The following is a 16807-nucleotide window of genomic DNA, read 5'->3' as shown; positions in this document are numbered from 1 at the left end:
TACTTCGCTCTCTTCCGCTTCTTACGAGCGTCCCGCGGCCGCGGTGTCCCGCGCCCCGGCGACGACATCGGTCATCACGGCGACCAGCACCCCGAGGGCCCGCCGGCACGCCTTGTGTCCTGCGTCCAGATGAGTGACCAGCCGGACCGTCTCCGGGCCGGGCGCGGTCACCAGTACTCCTTCCTGCGCGGCCCGTGCGACGACCTCGTCGGCGCCGGGAACCTCGATGAGGACGATGTTGGTCTCCGGCGGGCGCACGGTGAACCCCGCGTCCCGCACCCCCGCCGCCAGCAGCGCGGCGTTGGCGTGGTCCTCGGCGATCCGCTCCACCTGGTGGTCCAGGGCGTACAGTCCCGCAGCCGCCAGGATGCCCGACTGGCGCATGCCGCCGCCCAGACCGTGCCGCAACTTCCGGGCCCGCGGCAGCCTTTCGGCCGACAGCAGGAGCACCGACCCGACCGGCGCGCCCAGGCCCTTCGACAGGCACACGGACAGCGAGTCGGCCGTCCGCCCGTACTCGCGCGCCGAAGTGCCCGTCGCGGCCATCGCGTTCCAGATCCGGGCCCCGTCCATGTGGACCGCCAGACCCGCGCCGGACGTCAGTTCCCGAACGGCGCGCAGCGTCTCCAGCGGATGGACCGTACCGCCGGCCCGGGTGTGGGTCTGCTCCACCTCCACCGCACGGGTGCCGAGCGTGTACGGGTTCCCCCGCCGGACCACCCCGGCCAGCAGCTCCGCGGTGATCACCCCCCGCTCCGCCGACACCGTGCGCGTCTGGATCCCGCCGTAGCGGGCCGGGGAGGCCTCCTCGTGCGCCAGGACGTGCGCCTCGGCGTCGCACACCAGCTCCTCGCCGGGACCGACGAGGAGCTGGAGGGCGATCTGGTTGGCCATCACCCCGGACGGGGTGAACAGGGCCCCGGAGAAGCCGAAGAGCCCGGCGAGCCGGTCCTCCAGCGCGCGGACGGTCGGGTCCTCCCCGAACAGGTCGTCGCCGACCTCGGCCGCGGCCATCGCGGCCCGCATCCCGGGACCCGGCCGGGTCACCGTGTCGCTGCGCAGATCGACCGTGTCGAAACTCCCGATGGTCATGACGGTACGTCAACTCCTCGCTCGCGGGGCTGTGGGGTGAGTTCGCGGGCCGCCACCCAGTCCAGCAGCGGGCGCACCAGCTGCCAGGTCTCCCGCACCAGCTCCCCGGCGCGCGCCGTGTGGAGCCCGGCGTCCGGACCGTGGCGGCGCCCCGCGTCGATCTTGCGGTGGCGCAGCAGTCCCAGCCGCGGGTGGTCCGCCGGGACCCCCCGCGGCCGGGACTTGAGCCGGTCGCCGCCCAGGGTGAACCCCTGGTCCTCCAGCCGGCCCGCGATCGCGGCCAGCTCCGCGCCACCGTCCTCCTCCTCGACGGCGGCGCGGTACCGGGCGACCTCGGCTCCGGCGTAGGGATACCAGCGGCCGGAGGCGTAGAGGCCGTGCCGGTCCAGGTGCACCCAGAGGCCGAGACAGGGCAGCAGATCCAGATAGGCGCCCTGGTAGGTCTTGTACGGGGACTTGTCCCGGGACATCCGGGTGTCCCGGACCGGGCCGAGCACCCGCACCTCGCCCGATCCGGCCGACTCCTTGAAATACGTGCCCAGTTCAGCGGCCAGCTCGTCCATCGGCGCACGTACGTCACGCTCGTACCGCTCGCGGTGGCGCAGCCGCCACGCCTCCTTGCTGTTGTCGGCCGCGAGGTCCTCGTACAGGCGCAGTGCCGAGGGCGGGAAGCCGCTGAAGGTCACGGCAGATACCCCGGCAGGGGGTGGGCGGCGCACAGTTCGGACACCCGGGTGCGCACCCGCTCGCGCAGCGCGTCCGGCAGTACGCCGCCCTGCGCGCGCAGCGCCGTGAGGACGTCGGCGACCAGGTCGGCGCACTCGGCGGCCACCGTGTGGTCCATCCCGCGCGCGGCCAGCGTGTTGGTGCCGAGCCGCAGTCCGCCGGTCACCCGGACCGGTGTGGTGTCGCCGGGGACCCGGTTGCGGTTGACGACGATCCCGCAGGACTCCAGGGCCTGCTCGGCGATGTCCCCGGTGACCCCGGTGTCCCGCAGGTCGAGCAGCACCATATGGGTGTCCGTACCACCGGTGACCAGCCGGAACCCCCGGTCCAGGAGCCGCTCCGCGATCGCCTGCGCTCCGTCGGCGAGCCGCTTGGCGACCTCGGCGAAGTCCGGGCTCGCCACGAAGTCCAGGGCGCGCGCCTTGGCCGCCACCGACGCCAGGTCGGGGGTGCCCTGGGTGAAGGGGAACACGGCGCGGCGCAGGGTCGCGGCCAGGGTGCCGCGCTCCGGTCCGGCCTTGCGGGCCTCCCGGCCGAGCAGGATCAGCCCGCCGCGCGGGCCGTACAGCTGCTTGTAGGTGCTGGTGGTGGTCACGTGGGCGTGGTCGACGGGGCTCTGGTGGAGGCCGGCCGCGACCAGTCCCGCGATGTGCGAGATGTCGGCCAGCAGATAGGCGTTGGCCTCGTCCGCGATCTCCCGGAAACGGGCGAAGTCGATGCTGCGGGGGTACGCGCTCGCCCCGCAGACGATCAGCTTCGGGCGATGCTCCAGGGCCAGTTCGCGGATCTGGTCGTAGTCGAGCAGCCCCTCCGGTGTCACCCGGTAGCCGTGGGCGCGGTAGTAGCGGCCGGTCACCGAGGCGGGGGAGCCGTGGGTGAGGTGGCCCCCGCAGTCCAGGTCCAGTCCGAGCAGGCTGTCGCCCGGGCTCAGCAGCGCCGTGATCACGGCGAGGTTGGCGGAGGAACCGGAGTGCGGTTGCACGATCGCGTCCTGCGCCCCGAACGCCGCGCACGCCCGGTCGATCGCGAGGCGCTCGATCTCGTCGGCGACCCCGCAGCCGGCGTGGTAGCGGTTCCCGGGGAAGCCCTCGGCGGTCAGATTGCCGAGCGCGCTGCCCTCGCAGGCCAGGACGGAGGGATCGGCGACGCTGGACGCGGCCACCATCATCAGGGTGTCGCGCTGGCGCGCCGACTCCCGGGCCAGCAGGTCGTACAGGACGGAATCGCGCTCTCTCAGCCGGGTGTTGGCGTGGGCGGCGAAATCGACCAGGTCGGGATCGGGCTCGGGCTCGGGGCCGCGGCCGGATGCCGCGGGCAGCTCCGGCTCGGTGACGGGCGCGGGCAGGGTGAGACTCATGACTGTCCCCTCTCGGAATCGTCCGTGATGGCCGTGCTGAACCGGCTCGTGTCCTCAGCCGTCCGCATCGGCGGTGTCCGCCTCGTCGGCCTCCAGCTCGCCGAAGGCCTCGGCGGCCGCGACCGCCTCCGCGCCGTGCTGCTCGTCCGCGGCGATCTTCCCGGCCAGCTCGGAGATCAGCGGGTTCTGGAACACGGTCTTCACCGGCACCGGCACCCCCAGCAGCTCCTTGAGCAGACCGGCCAGCCGGGTACCGCTGAGCGAATCGCCCCCCAGGCTGAAGAAGTTGTCACCGGGCGCCACCCCGTCGAGGCCGAGGATGTCGGCGACCGCCGCGCACAGCACGAGCTCCAGCGCGCTGCCCGGCCCGTCCCCGGCATCCCGTACGGCCGCCTCGTCGGCGGACTGCTGCTGCCGCCCGGCGGAGGAGGCCAGCAGCAGCCGGTCGACCTTGCCGTTGCGGGTCAGCGGCAGCTCCTCCAGTACGGTCAGCGCGGCCGGCACCATGTAGGCGGGAAGCTGCTCGGCGAGCCGCTCCAGCACCGGCCCGGCCGCATCGGCGCCGGCCACGACGAAGGCGTGCAGCCGCCGCACCCCGTGCGCGCTGGCCGGGGCCACCACCACGGCCGCCTCGACCTCGGCGTCCTGGCGCAGCACGGCCTCGATCTCGCCGAGCTCGATCCGGTGGCCCTGGATCTTCACCTGGAAGTCGTCCCGGCCCAGGATCTCGATGCTGCCGTCCGGCAGGTACCGGCCCAGGTCACCGGTCAGGTAGGCGCGTTCGCCGCTCTCCGGAAGGTGCACGAAGCGGTTCGCGGTGCGCTCCGCGTCGTTCCAGTAGCCGAGCGCGAGCCCGACGTCGCTGGCCACGGCCATCTCGCCGACCACCCCGAGCGGGCGCTCGCAGGCGGCCCGGTCGACGATGTAGTAGCGCTGGTTGGTGATCGGCTTGCCGTACGGGATGCTCGTCCAGGAGGGGTCGACCTCGCCGATCGGCTGGAACAGCGACCAGCAGATCGTCTCGGTCGGACCGCCCGAACCCACCACCTGGATCCGGGGGCTCTGCGCCCGCAGCCGGTCCGGCAGCGTCAGCGGGATCCAGTCGCCGGAGAGCACGGACAGCCGCAGGGACTCCAGCGGCCGGCCGCCGCCGCGCCGCTCACGCACCTCGGCCTCGCCGACCAGCAGTTCCATCAGCACGGGCACGGAGTTCCACAGGGTGACCTGCTCGGCCTGGACCAGATCGGCCCAGACGTCGGGCTCGGCGTGCTCGAACGGCGGCGGCAGCACCACCGTCCCGCCCTGCGTCAGCACCCCGAACACGTCGTAGATCGAGGCGTCGAAGTGCAGCCCGGAGATGGCCAGCAGCCGGTCCCGCGCGCCGACCTCGAAGCGTGTCGCGACATCGCGGATCAGGTTGACCACGCCGATGTGGTCGACCATCACGCCCTTCGGCTCACCGGTCGAGCCCGAAGTGAAGATCGTGTACGCGAGGTCCGCCGGGGTCTGCGCGGTGTCGGGCCGGGTGTCGGTCCCGGACTCGAAGTCCTTGTCCACCCGGTAGCGGCGGGCCGTGCGGGGCCAGCTGATCCGGGAGTCCAGCCAGGACTGGGTGAGGATCCGGTCGACCTTGGCCTCGGTGAGCAGGCGGCGCAGCCGCTCCGGCGGCACGGACGGGTCCAGCGGCAGGTAGGCGGCGCCGGAGGCGAGGATCCCGTACACCGCGGCGTACTGCTCCCAGCCCTTCTCCATCACCACGGCCACCAGCTCGCCCGGGGCCGCCCCGTGGTCCCGCAGCGTGTGCCCGATCCGCCAGGCGTACGAGGCCAGTTCGGCGTAGCTCAGCCTCCGCCCGGCATCCACCACGGCCTCGGCGCCGGGGGTGCGCTCCACCTGCTGGGCGAACAGCTCGTGCAAGGTGGTGTACGGGATCTGCCCGGCGGTGTCGTTGACCTGGCGGCGCAGCGTCCGCTCGGCCGCCGGGATCAGGTCGAAGCGCCGGGTGTGCAGGGACTCCGGGTCCCGCGTGAGCCGTTCCAGGAGGTCCACGTACACGCCGAAGGCGGCGTCGACGAAGCCGGGCGCGAACGCCCCGTCGACGAAGTCCCAGATGACGCGCAGCTCACCGGCCAGTTCGCGCAGCTGCACGTCGAGCGAGACCTGCGGGGTCTGCGAGATCGAGTACACCTCCCGGCCCAGGTCCGTGACGGGCCTGCGCACCGGGTAGTCGAGCAGGCTGGTCACGACCACCGGCATGCCGGCCTGCGCGCCCACCCCGTGCAGCCGGGTCAGCTCGCGGAGCACCCGGACGCCGTTGAAGGCGCCGTGCTCCGCGTCGCGGGCGAGCTGGTCGCGCAGGGCGTGCGCCCGGTCCAGGAAGGTCGCGCCCGAACCGTCGGCGGCGAGCATCACGGCGTTGGTGAAGTCACCGAGGACGCCGGTGATGTCCGGGTGCACCGCCGGGCGCTGGAAGATCGGGTAGTTGATGGTGAAGTCGGACTCCTCCGCCCAGCACCGGACCACCTCGGCGAAGGCGGCGGTGAGCAGGACCGACGGCGTCAGCCCCGCCTCGCGCGCCCGTGCCGAGAAGCGCTGCCAGTCCGCGGGGGAGAGGCGGTGCTCGCGCCGGTCGAAGCGCACCTCGCGCCCGCCGCCGGCGGAGCCGCCCGTGGGCAGCGAGGGGGCCGGCGGCAGGGTGGGGACCCGCTCCACCCAGTAGTCGCGGGCGGCGCGGAAGGCCTCGGTGTGCGGCAGGGCGTCCGCGCGCCAGCGGGCGTACTCCGCGAAGCTGATGCCGGGCTCCGGGAGCTCGGCGTCCGGGTGCTCGTACAGGTCGACCAGCTCGGGGAAGAGCACCTGGAAGGCACTGGAGGCGTCCAGCACCTGCAGGTCGATCCCGAGGTGGACCCGGCTCAGGTTCCCCGGACCGCCCAGCCGGATGATCCGCAGGTCGAACAACGGCCAGCTGCCCACAGGGAAGACCACGTGGCTCATCTCGTCCCGCAGCGCGGCGAGCCGCTCCCGCGAGGCGTCGGCGGACAGCCCGCTCAGGTCCACGACCGGTATCCCGAAGGGCAGCGGGTCGGCCGGCACCCACTGGGTGCCGTCCGTGCGGCCGATCGCGCGGAGCATGTCGTGACGGGCGACCACCTTGCGCCAGGCGGCGGCGAAGCGCTCGGGGTCGAGGTCCGCACGCTCCCATTCGAAGTATCCGTAGCAGCCGATACCGCCCAGCTCGACTGCTTCACCTCGCCCGATCATCAGCGCCTGCTGCGTCTCGGTCATCGGGAAGGACGCGGCACTGTCCGCGCGAGCGGGCAGGAGCTCGGTCATGGTCCAACTCCATTCGGTGTTACGGGCCGTTGGCTGGTGCTTGCCTGGGGTGGTGACGGGCCGGAGCGCCCTGCTGCGGGGCAGGGCGAGGCTAGGGGCGGTGAGTTAGCCGCCGGTTATGTTCCGTCCGTGCGGCGATGGCGGCGGTCCCGTGGCCGGGCGCGGCCCCCTCGCCCAGGGACAGCGCGAAGAGCCGTACGAGCGGATGGAACAGGTAACAGGGCTGGCCCCACTCGTCCGCGCCGCTGACCTCCAGCAGGGCCGCGTCGGCGAGCGCCTCCAGCAGCCGCTCGGCCTCGGCCTCCGGCAGGCTCAGCGACATCGCCGCGGCCGCGGCCGGGAACGGCTGCGGTCCCAGCGCGGCCAGCGCCGGGAACACCGCCCGCACCTCGGGGTCCAGCGCCCGCCAGGACGGCAGCAGCGAGCTGTGCACGTCCAGATCGCCCGAGTGCAGCTCCCGCAGCCGGGTGACGGGATCCGCCAGCCGGCGGGCCAGCCGGTCCGGGGTGGAGTGCGGCCGGGCGGCGATCCGGGTCCCGACGATCCGCAGGGCCAGCGGCAGACCGGCGCAGTGCTCGACGATCGCGGACGCCGCACCGGGTGCCGAGGCCACCCGGGCGGGACCGGCCGCGGCCGAGAGCAGCTCCAGCGAGTCCCGGGGCGCCAGGGGAGCGAGGGCCACGGTGTGCGCCCCGGCCACGGTGGGCAGGGCGGTCCGCCCGGTGACCAGGACCGCCGGCTCCGGGGTGTTGGGCAGCAGCGGCCCCAACTGGGCCGCTCCGGAGGCATTGTCCAGCACGATCAGCAGCTGCCGGCCCCGGGTCCGCTCCCGGTAGAGCCGGACCAGCTGCTCCTGGTCCTCGGTGTCCGGTACGTCGTCCGTCGTCCCCAGCGCGCGCAGCAGCCCGCGCAGCACCCGGGTGGGGTGCCGGGGGGTGCCGTCGGGCGCGCGCAGGTCGGCGTACAACTGCCCGTCGGGGAAGTGCCGCTGGCAGCGGTGGGCCGCGTGCACGGCCAGGGCGGTCTTGCCGAGCCCGGCCATACCGGTGACCAGGACCCGGCGGGGCCGCCCGGAGCCCTGCGCATCGGGCGCCAGCGCACGGCACAGCAGCTCCAGTTCGGGCTCCCGGCCGGTGAAGTCGACGGTGTCGGGGGGCAGCATGGCCGGGGCGCCGTCCGGGCGGCCGGACGCGTCCCGCCGGGGGCCGGCCAGGACGGCGGGGGCCGAGCGCGGCTGCCGGTCCAGCGTGCCCTCCAGCAGCGCGCGGTAGGTGGCCTGGAGCTCCTCGCCGGGGTTCACGCCCAGCTCGTCGGCGAGCACCGCGCGGCCGTGGTGGTAGAGGTGGATGGCGTCCGCCTGCCGCCCCGACCGGCACAGTGCGGTCATCAGCTGGCACCGGATGCGCTCGCGCAGCGGGAACTCGGCGACCAGACCGGTGAGCTCGCCGGTGATCTGCTCGTGCCGGCCCAGGGCGAGATCGGCCGCGATGCGGTGCTCCAGAGTGACCGCCCGGGCCTCGGTGAGCCGCGGCGCCTCGGCGTCGGCGAGGTATTCCGTGGCGTTCGCGAAGGGCAGGCCGTTCCACCGGGCCAGGGCGCCGCGCAGCAGCTCACCGGCCTTTTCGAAGTCCTCGGCGATCAGTGCCTCGCGGCCGCCGAGCGCCAGCTTCTCGAATTCGCTCAGGTCAAGGGTCGCATTACCGATGCTCATGGCATATCCGGGTGGCCGACGATCGATCAGAACATCGTCGCCGAGAATCTTGCGCAAGCGGGAAACATAGGTGTACAGCTGGGCGCTGACGGTGGCCGGCGGCGCCCAGCCCCACAGCAGCCGGCACAGCCGTTCGTCGGAGATCACCTCTTCACGGGCCACGAGGAGCGCCGCGAGCACGGTGTGCAGCTTCGCCCCGGAGAACGCGACCCGGCGGCCGTCCCGCCGTACCTCGACTGGCCCGAGCACTCGGAATTCCATGTACCGCCCCATCCGTGATTCATGGAGAAGAATCTCTGGACGAAGCTAGTGGAGTGCGTTGTCTCCTCGATATCGTGGCGATTTCGAGGGCGGCCCGGGTCACGAAATCGATGGAACACGGAAGGGAAAGGAGACGTCCCTACTGTTCCATTCGTGCCGCAGCGAGCGGCAGTGATGCTCCACCGAGAGGGGATTCCCAGATGCGCAGCACGCGGACGGTGAAGACGGCGAACGCGACGGCGGCGGCCTGCCTGGTCGTTCTTGCGGGAGTGTTCGTCGGCGCAGGGGGAGCGTCGGCCGTCCTGGCGGACACGCACACCACCACGCAGGCGGACGACGACATGCCCTGGGGCGTCGTCAAGCCGCTGGTCCCCCCGCACCCCGGCTCCGCCGGCAAGCACGGCGACATGCCCTGGGGCTGACCCGCCCCGCTCCGGCCCCGCCCCCCGCTCCCGCCCCTTAGGCCTTGCCGTCCTCCGGTTGCGTCAGCAGCAAGGTCAATTCCGCCGACGTGAAGGAACGATGCGGCAGCCCACCGGCGCCCCCACCGCCCGGCTCGGCCGCCGCGCCCTGGACCGCCGCCAGCAGCCGGTCCGCCTGCGCCCGCCAGGGCTGTGCGCCGACCTCGCCGAACGCCGCCCGCGCCCGCCGGAACCTCTCCGCCGCCTCCGCCGAGCGGCCGCCGATCGCCTCCACACATCCCAGATCGGTCTCCACCCGGGCGTACAGGAAACGGTCCGCCAGCTCATCCGTGATCTCCAGGGCCTGCTGCAGCGTCCCTCCCGCCGCCGACAGCAGGCCCTGGCTCCACTGTGTCTGCCCCAGTCCCCGCAGCGCGTGCGCCTCCCCGACCCGGTCGCCCTCGCCCCGGGTCAGCCGCAGTACCGCGCCGAAGGCCTCCGCGGCCTCGCCCAGATCTCCCGCGCGCAGCCGGACCTCGGCCAGCCGGTACACGCTCTGCGCCTCCGCCCGCACCGATCCGGTACGCCGGCTCAGCGCCACCGCCTGCTCCGCGAGCGGCAGCGCGCCGCCCACGTTGCCCCGGTCCAGCTCGATCTGCGCCTGGAAGCCGAGCAGATGAGCCTCGTTCCCGATGTCACCCGACGCGTGGAAACCGCTGAGGGCCGCCTCGCAGTACTCCAGGGCCCGCTCCCAGTCCCCCTGGAACCGCGCGCACATGGCCAGGTTCCGCTGGGCGAGCGCCGCCCCGCCCACGTCACCGGCGTTGCGCAGCAGCCGCAGCGCGGCCATGTTCCAGCCCTCGGCCTGCTCGTAGCGCCGCTGGTAGATCGCCAGCGACCCCAGCAGCCGCAGCATCGTGGCTTCCCCCGGTCCGTCGCCGGTGCGCCGGGCCGACGCCAGCGCCTGCTCGGCGCAGCGCTGCCAGTCCTCCAGGTAGTTCTTCGTCTCGAAGTGCGGGACCGCGCTCTCGGTCAGCGTCCACGCGTACCGCGCCCGGCCCGTCTCCGCCGCGTGTGCCACCAGGTCCGTGACGGCCGTGCGCTCCGACTCGAACCAGTCCATCGGCGTCGCCAGCAGCTCGTCGGCCAGCTCCGGCAGGAAGCGCGGGGCCGGTGCCGGCGTCCGGCCCACCGGGAACTCCCGCCCGTCGATCCGCCGGTGCGCCTCCTCGGCCAGCCAGAGCCAGGACGCGAAGGCCCGCTCCAGCGCGGCGTCGGTCTCCCCCTCCGGCTCGTCCGACTCCGCCCGCTCACGGGCGAACAGCCGCAGCAGGTCCTGGAACCGGTAGCGGGCGGCCCGCCCCGGCTCGGCGTCGGCCACCTCCAGCAGCTGCGCGTCGACCAGGTGGTCGATCAGTTCCTCCGCGTGCCACACATCGGTGTCCAGTACGGCCGCCCCCGCCCAGGCGGCGAAGTCCGCCGTGCGCAGCAGCCCGAGCCTGCGGTACATCCGGGCCGCCTCGGGGGCCAGGTCCCGGTAGGTGAGCCGGAAGCCGGCCCGCACCCCGCCCTCGCCCGGGCTCAGCACGTCGAGCCGGGACCGGTGGTCGCGCAGCCGCGCCACCAGGCTCCGTACGCTCAGACCCGGTTTGGCCGCCAGGCGCGCACCGGCGATCCGCAGCGCGAGCGGAAGGCAGTCGCACAGGGCGCCGAGCTGTTCCACCGCCACCGGGTCGCTGCCGAACCGGTCGGCCCCGGCCAGTTTGATCAGCAGCGCCGTCGCCTCGGTCGGCTCCAGCATCCGCAGCCGCAGGGTCAGTGCCGTGTAGTCCCCGGTCAGATCGCCCAGGCTCTCCCGGCTGGTGGCCAGCACCACGCTGCGTCCGCCACCCGGGAGCAGGGGTCTGAGCTGGTCGAAGGAGCGTACGTTGTCCAGGACGATCAGTGTCTTGCGGGTGCTGAGCAGGCTCCGGAACAGCGAGGCCCGCTCGTCGGGATCCGCCGGTATCTGGGGCGCGCCGATCCCGAGGGCGCGCAGGAAGCGGTCGAGCACGGCGGCGGGGGACACCGGCGCGTGCTCCTCGTCGTACCCGCGCAGATCGGCGAAGAGCTGGCCGTCCGGGAACTGGTCGGCGACCTGGCTCGCCCAGTGCACCGCGAGTGCGGTCTTGCCCACCCCGCCCACGCCGACGATGGTCGCCAGCGCCGGGGTGTGCGGGTTGTAGGGCTCCTTCAGGAGCCGGTCCAGGGAGGTCATCTCCCGCTGCCGGCCGGTGAACGCCATGACGTCCGCGGGCAGTTGTGCCGGGATGGTGCTCAGGGCCGCCGGCGCGGGCGCCGCCGTGGCGGGGGGCCGGGTCAGTTCGGGGGAGTCGCGCAGGATCAGTTCGTGCAGCTGACGCAGTCCGGGGCCCGGTTCGATCCCGAGCTGCTCGGTGAGTAACCGGCGGCCGTGCAGGAACACTTCGAGGGCCTCGGCCCGCTGCCCCGACCGGTACAGGGCCAGCATGAGGTGTTCGCGGCACTGCTCGCGCAGGGGGTGCCGGGCCACCAGCTCGGTGAGCTCACCGGTGAGCGCGCGGTGCCGGCCCAGCTGGAGCATCAGACCGGCGCGTTCCTCCATCAGCGCGAGCCGCATCTGCTCCAGCCTGGTGGTCTCCGCCTCCAGCCGGGAGCCGGAGGGCTCGTCCAGCGCGGAGCCCCGCCAGATGCTGAGCGCCTCCTCGAACTGCGCGCACGCCTCTTCGGTCCGTCCGTGCCGGGCGGCGTCCCGCCCCTGCTCGGCCCGCTCCATGAACTCCTGGACGTCGATCCGGTGCTCTCCCTTGGCCAGCAGGTAGCCCGGAGGGGAGGTGATCAGCAGATCGGTCACCCCGGCCTGCTTGAAGGTCTTTCGAAGGGTGGCCACGCAGATGGCGATCTGGTTGCGGGCCGTCGCCGGGGGAGATTCCGGCCAGACGGCGTCCACCAGGGTGTCCACCGACACGATCCGGTCGGCGTAGAGCAGCAGCATCGACAGGACCGTGGCCTGGCGCCGGCCGTTGATGCGCAGTGGACCGTTATCGGTCTGGACGAGCAGCGGCCCCAGCACTCTGAAGACAAACCGATTCAAAAGGTCCCCCGGCCTTGAAACCCCACGTCAGGCGCGAACGGTACCGCAAAGAGCGTTCCTCGGTGCAGTCAACTCTTGGGAAAAACATGGGCAGTTTCAGGCCAGCTTGTCCGTATAGCGGTGGACACGGGCGCGGACCTCACCGAGAGTCGTCGGATCCGATCGACGACAACGCGCCGGACAGGCCTCGCAGCACCTCGGCCGTGCGCTGCACCTCGTCCTCGCCGCCGAGGCCCTCGCACAGCTGACGCGCCAGCCCGGCGAGACAGGAGTCGATCTCCCGTTTCGCGGCCACGCCCTGCTCGGTGGCGGTGAGCAGCTTGGCCCGCCGGTGCGCCGGATTGTCCAGGTAGGCCGCGAGCCCCTGCCGCACCAGCAGGTCCGCTATGCGCTGCACGCTCTGCCGGGTGGTCCCCAACCGCCGGGCCACGGCGGACACGGACAGTGATTCATCCGTCACCGTGCTGAGTATCTGCCAGCGCGCGGCGCTGAGCCCCGAGGCGAGCGCGAGCCGGTCGAGGGCCGCCGTGAACCGTCCGTTCAGCCGGAAGACCGCCACAGCGGCCCGGCTGAACGCCTCGGCCTCCCCGGACTCCGCCGTACGCGTCAACGTCGGTCCCCTTCCGTACGCCCCGCGGGTCGCTGCACGATAACAGCGTGTGGTCACGTGGACGAGAGTCGGCCACGGCGGCGCGACCCGGCCGGTGTGCCGGGCCCGTCGGGGCGGTGACCGGGTCGGCGGACGGCGCCCGCCGGGCTGGTCCGTTGGTAGGCCTGCGGCCGACAATCCCGCCCAGTTGATGTACCAATGGCCCAGTGTCGGCTGGTCCGGTTGAGCCAGTGGGCCTCCGGATGCTTATCTGTGTCGTATCCATGTACTTACGGCGCCGCGCAGCGCCGGACGGCAACGAAGCCGGTTCCGGAGCGCGGCGCCTTCGCCGTGCCCGTCCGCCGCCCACCACCCCCGGGCGGCGCCGGGCCGGCGCGCAGCACTGCAAGGGGGGCGGCACACCGCCGTGAAGAGGATGTTCGTGGCTCCGGATCCGGGGCGTATGAGACTGCGGAACTCGGCCCGCGCGGTGATCGGCGTCGCCGCCGCCGTCGCCCTCGCCGAGGTGTGCGGTCTCTCCCTGACCGCCTCCATCGCCGGGGGACTGGCGGCCCTGCTCGCCCTCTTCACCGTGCTCGACGCGGACGTCCGGGCCCAGCGCCTCACCACCGCCCTGCTGCCCGTCGCCGGGTTCCCCGTCCTGGCCCTCGCCACCGCCCTGCACGGGGTGCCGCTCGCCCGGGACGCCGCCTTCCTCGCCGTCGTGTTCGCCGGGGTGTACGCCCGCCGCTTCGGCCCCCGCGGACACGCCCTCGGGATCTTCGGCTTCATGATGTTCTTCGTCACCCAGTTCCTGCACGCCCGGCCCGGGCAGCTGCCCGAGCTGTACGCCGCCGTCGGCCTGGCGCTCCTCGCCGCCGGGTCCGTGCGCTTCCTGCTGTGGCCCATCGAGCGGCGCACCCCGCCCCCCGCGGCCCCGCCCGGCCTGCCCGGAACCGGGCTCGCGCGGCCGACCACCCGGCAGGCCTTCCAGGCCACCGCCGCCTGCGCGTTCGCGCTCGGCATCGGCCAGGCGCTCTCCGACGACCGCTGGTACTGGGCCGTCGGCACCTCCTGGTGGATCTTCGTGAACACCGCCTCCCGGGGCGAGACCCTCGTACGGGGCTTCCGCCGCGTCCTCGGAACCGTCGTCGGCATCGCTGCGGGTCTGCTGATCGCCGTACCCCTGCACGGCGCGCCCGCACCCACCGCCGTACTGGTCGCCGTATGCGTCTTCGGGATCTTCTACACGGCCGCGCCCTCGTACTCCTGGATGATGTTCTTCGTCACCGTCATGGCAGGCCTGCTCTACGGCCTGCTCGGCGTCCTGCACCCCGGACTGCTGCTCCTGCGCTTCCAGGAGACCGCCATCGGCGCGCTCGGCGCCGCCCTCGCCGTCGTGCTCATCCTTCCGGTCACCACCCACGCCGCCAACGACGCGTGGATCCAGCGCGCCCTGCACTGCGTACGCGCCTCCACCGCGGCCGCCCTGGACCGCCTCGCCGGCGACCCGGACGCCGACCCCGCCCCGCACGCCGCCGAGCTGGAGCTGCTGCTGGGCCGGGTCCGGATGGCGCTCGCGCCGCTCGTCCACCCGCTGAGCCCGCTGCGTGCCCGCAAGGCCCGGGCCCGGCAGGTGCTCGCGCTGCTCGACGACTGCGCCCGCGACGTGCGCGGGCTGGTCGCCGTCGCCGCCGACCCGCAGGCCTCGCACGACGCCCGGCTGGCCGCCGCCTGCTGGCGCGTGGAGGCCGCGGTGGAGGCCCTGACCGCCCCGCACGGCACCCCCGGGATCGCCACCGTGCCGCACCCCCGGCCCGCCGCCGCGGAACCGGCCCTCGCCCACCTCCACGGCCTGGAGCACACCCTCGTGGCACTGGCGACCCCGCTGCGCACCGACCCCCGGGCGCCGCTGGTCATCAGCGCCTGAGCAGCCCCTCCGGGGTGTCCGCCAGCCCCGCCGGCAGCCGGCCGGCGGTGTGCACCACCCCGAGGGTCTGGGTGGCCCGGGTCAGCGCCACGTACAGGTCGCTCGGCCGGAACTCGTCCGGTTCCACCACGATCACCGTGTCGAACTCCAGCCCCTTGGCCTGGCGCGGGTCCAGCAGGACCACCTCCCCGGTCAGGTCCGGCTCCGCCCCCGCGCGTACCCCCGGCAGTACGGCGGCCAGCGCCGCGTGCCGCGCCCGCGGCGCGATCACAGCGAGCCGCCCCTCGGCCGGCAGCTCCCGAGCCACGGCCTCCCGGGTCGCCGCCGCCAGGTCGCCGGTCGCGTGCGCCCACGGCCGCACCCCGGTGGCCCGTACCGAACGCGGCGGTTCGAAGCCGGGATCGCGCGTCCGCAGCACGGCCGCCGCCACCTCCATGATCTCGGCCGGAGTGCGGTAGTTGACCCCCAGCCGGACCAGCTCCCAGCGCTCGCCCGCGTACGGCGACAGGATCCGCTCCCACGAGCCGCAACCCGCCTCGTCGGCCGTCTGCGCCGGATCGCCGACCAGGGTCATCGACCGGGTCGGGCAGCGCCGCATCAGCAGCCGCCACGCCATCGCCGACAGCTCCTGTGCCTCGTCCACGATCACGTGCCCGAAGGCCCAGGTGCGGTCGGCCGCGGCCCGCTCGGCGGTACTGCGGTGGTCGGACTCCTCGTGGCGCTCGGCCATCCGCTCCGCGTCGATGATGTCGTGGGCCGCGAGGAACTCGTTCTCCTCGTCCTCGAACTCGTACGACTGAGAGCCCTCGGACAGGTCCAGCACGCCCTGCGCGTAGGCGATGCGCCGCTGCCGGTCCCGCTCCTCGGCGGCCCGCCGGGCCGTGTCGTCCTCGCCGAGCAGCTCGGCCGCCTCGTCCAGGAGCGGCACGTCGGCCGGGGTCCAGTCCGGCCGGGCCGAGGGCGCGCGCCGGATCAGGTCGGCCTCGTGCGCGGGCAGGTGGCTGGGCTCCGCCAGGAAGTCGGCGATCAGCCGCTGGGGGGTGAGGGAGGGCCACAGCGAATCGATCGCCGCGTGTACGGCGGCGCTCGTCGCGATCTCCTTGCCGAGCTGGGCGATGTCGTCCGAGCCCAGCAGGTTCGGACCGCCGTACGGATCGGCGCCCAGCCGGTCGGCGAGCTGCGCGGTGAGCGCGTCGATGACCGGGAAGGCGAAGGAGGGCCGCGCCTGGTTGTGCGGCAGCCCGGTGGCCCGGGCCCGGTCCCGCGCCTCGTAGGCCATGGTGCGGTCCAGCAGCAGGGTCCCGTACTCCTCGTGGTCGATCTCCAGGGCCGGCTCGGGGACGGTGTCGTACTCCTCGCCGGTCTCCGCGGGGACGTGCTCCGGCAGGCACTGCCGGTCGGCCACCACCCGGGCGAGGACCTCCGCCATCGCGGCCCGCCCCTTCACCGCGGCGGCCCCGGGGCGGTCGGTGCCGGTGGCGTGCACGCCGGGGAAGAGCTCACCCGGGGTGGCCAGCAGCACGCCCGTCTCGCCGAGGGCCGGGAGCACCCCGCCGATGTAGCCGAGGAAGGCCGGGCCGGGTCCGACGATCAGCACACCGCGCTTGGCGAGCAGCTCCCGGTGGGCGTACAGCAGGTATGCGGCGCGGTGCAGCGCGACCGCGGTCTTGCCGGTGCCGGGGCCGCCCTCGACGACCAGCACCCCGCGGTGCGTGGAGCGGATGATCCGGTCCTGCTCGGCCTGGATGGTGCGCACGATGTCGTGCATCCGGCCGGTCCGGGCCGCGTCGAGCGCGGCGAGCAGCACGGCGTCCGCGTCCGCGCCCTCGTGGCCGGTGCGCTCCGCGTCGGTCAGGTCGAGGATCTCGTCGTGCAGGGCGGTGACCACGCGCCCCCGGCTGCTGATGTGCCGGCGGCGGCGCAGCCCCATGGGGGTGTGACCGGTGGCGAGGTAGAAGGGGCGGGCCACGTCCGCGCGCCAGTCCAGGACGAGCGGAGTGCGTTCCGCGTCGTCGGCCCGGATTCCGAGGCGGCCGATGTGGTGGTCCCGGCCGTCGGAGAACTCCAGACGGCCGAAACAGAGGCTGTTCTCGCCCGCATTCAGGGCGGAAAGCAGACCGGACTGCTCCGCGACCAGGACGTCTCGCTCCAGCCGCGCCTGAAACCCGGTACCGACATCGCGCAGCGCCCCTTCGACCGCCCGTTCGGCCTGGTCACGCAGACCATCGAGGCGCTCATAGAGCTCGGTGACGAATTGCTGCTCTTTCCGGAATTCCTCGGTTGACAATTGCACTC

10 protein-coding genes are annotated in these 16807 nt (G+C 73.6%); 2 read left to right on the top strand and 8 right to left on the bottom strand.

Features of this window, described 5'->3' with window-relative positions; all coding sequences use genetic code 11:
* Nucleotides 1-21: 21 nt before the first annotated feature.
* From ACZ4YL_RS22830 to ACZ4YL_RS22810, 5 genes are all read right to left on the bottom strand, one after another.
* Nucleotides 22-1092, bottom strand: coding sequence for a threonine aldolase family protein (locus ACZ4YL_RS22830; RefSeq protein ID WP_468118856.1), 1071 nt, complete (start codon nt 1090-1092; stop codon nt 22-24).
* Nucleotides 1089-1778: a DUF2461 domain-containing protein gene (locus ACZ4YL_RS22825; RefSeq protein ID WP_468118854.1), complete on the bottom strand. Its 690-nt coding sequence runs from the start codon at nt 1776-1778 to the stop codon at nt 1089-1091. Before ACZ4YL_RS22825 ends, ACZ4YL_RS22830 begins: the two co-directional genes overlap by 4 nt.
* Nucleotides 1775-3175 carry a serine hydroxymethyltransferase gene (locus ACZ4YL_RS22820; RefSeq protein WP_468118852.1) on the bottom strand — a complete coding sequence of 467 codons (1401 nt, stop codon included), beginning with the start codon at nt 3173-3175 and terminating at the stop codon, nt 1775-1777. Before ACZ4YL_RS22820 ends, ACZ4YL_RS22825 begins: the two co-directional genes overlap by 4 nt.
* A 54-nt stretch (nt 3176-3229) precedes the next feature.
* Nucleotides 3230-6508 carry a non-ribosomal peptide synthetase gene (locus tag ACZ4YL_RS22815; protein WP_468118850.1) on the bottom strand — a complete coding sequence of 1093 codons (3279 nt, stop codon included), beginning with the start codon at nt 6506-6508 and terminating at the stop codon, nt 3230-3232.
* 91 nt (nt 6509-6599) lie between these two features.
* A complete protein-coding gene (locus tag ACZ4YL_RS22810) occupies nt 6600-8480 on the bottom strand; it encodes an AfsR/SARP family transcriptional regulator (protein ID WP_468118848.1) in 1881 nt (626 codons plus the stop codon).
* 200 nt (nt 8481-8680) lie between these two features.
* Here ACZ4YL_RS22810 and ACZ4YL_RS22805 point away from each other — a divergent pair, with 200 nt between their 5' ends.
* The gene (locus ACZ4YL_RS22805; protein WP_468118846.1) at nt 8681-8902 is read left to right on the top strand and encodes a hypothetical protein; all 222 of its coding nucleotides are present in this window, start codon (nt 8681-8683) and stop codon (nt 8900-8902) included.
* A 37-nt stretch (nt 8903-8939) separates the two neighbouring features.
* Here ACZ4YL_RS22805 and ACZ4YL_RS22800 read toward each other — a convergent pair whose 3' ends face one another.
* Both ACZ4YL_RS22800 and ACZ4YL_RS22795 read right to left on the bottom strand, forming a co-directional pair.
* Nucleotides 8940-11972: an AfsR/SARP family transcriptional regulator gene (locus ACZ4YL_RS22800; RefSeq protein WP_468118844.1), complete on the bottom strand. Its 3033-nt coding sequence runs from the start codon at nt 11970-11972 to the stop codon at nt 8940-8942.
* A gap of 160 nt (nt 11973-12132) precedes the next feature.
* Complete coding sequence (locus ACZ4YL_RS22795; RefSeq protein ID WP_468118842.1) at nt 12133-12603, bottom strand: MarR family winged helix-turn-helix transcriptional regulator; 471 nt, start codon at nt 12601-12603, stop codon at nt 12133-12135.
* Nucleotides 12604-13018: 415 nt separating this feature from the next.
* On the opposite strand from ACZ4YL_RS22795, the gene ACZ4YL_RS22790 reads away from it, so the two are divergent.
* Nucleotides 13019-14512, top strand: coding sequence for an FUSC family protein (locus ACZ4YL_RS22790; protein ID WP_468118965.1), 1494 nt, complete (start codon nt 13019-13021; stop codon nt 14510-14512).
* On the opposite strand, the gene ACZ4YL_RS22785 is transcribed toward ACZ4YL_RS22790, so the two are convergent.
* Complete coding sequence (locus tag ACZ4YL_RS22785) at nt 14502-16799, bottom strand: HelD family protein (protein WP_468118840.1); 2298 nt, start codon at nt 16797-16799, stop codon at nt 14502-14504. The two genes, ACZ4YL_RS22790 and ACZ4YL_RS22785, sit on opposite strands and share 11 nt — an antisense overlap.
* Nucleotides 16800-16807 lie beyond the last annotated feature (8 nt).

This window comes from Streptomyces sp. NPDC030021 (assembly GCF_055574035.1).
The sequence above is the reverse complement of the archived record's forward strand: the minus strand, read 5'-3'. Positions and strand labels throughout refer to the sequence as shown.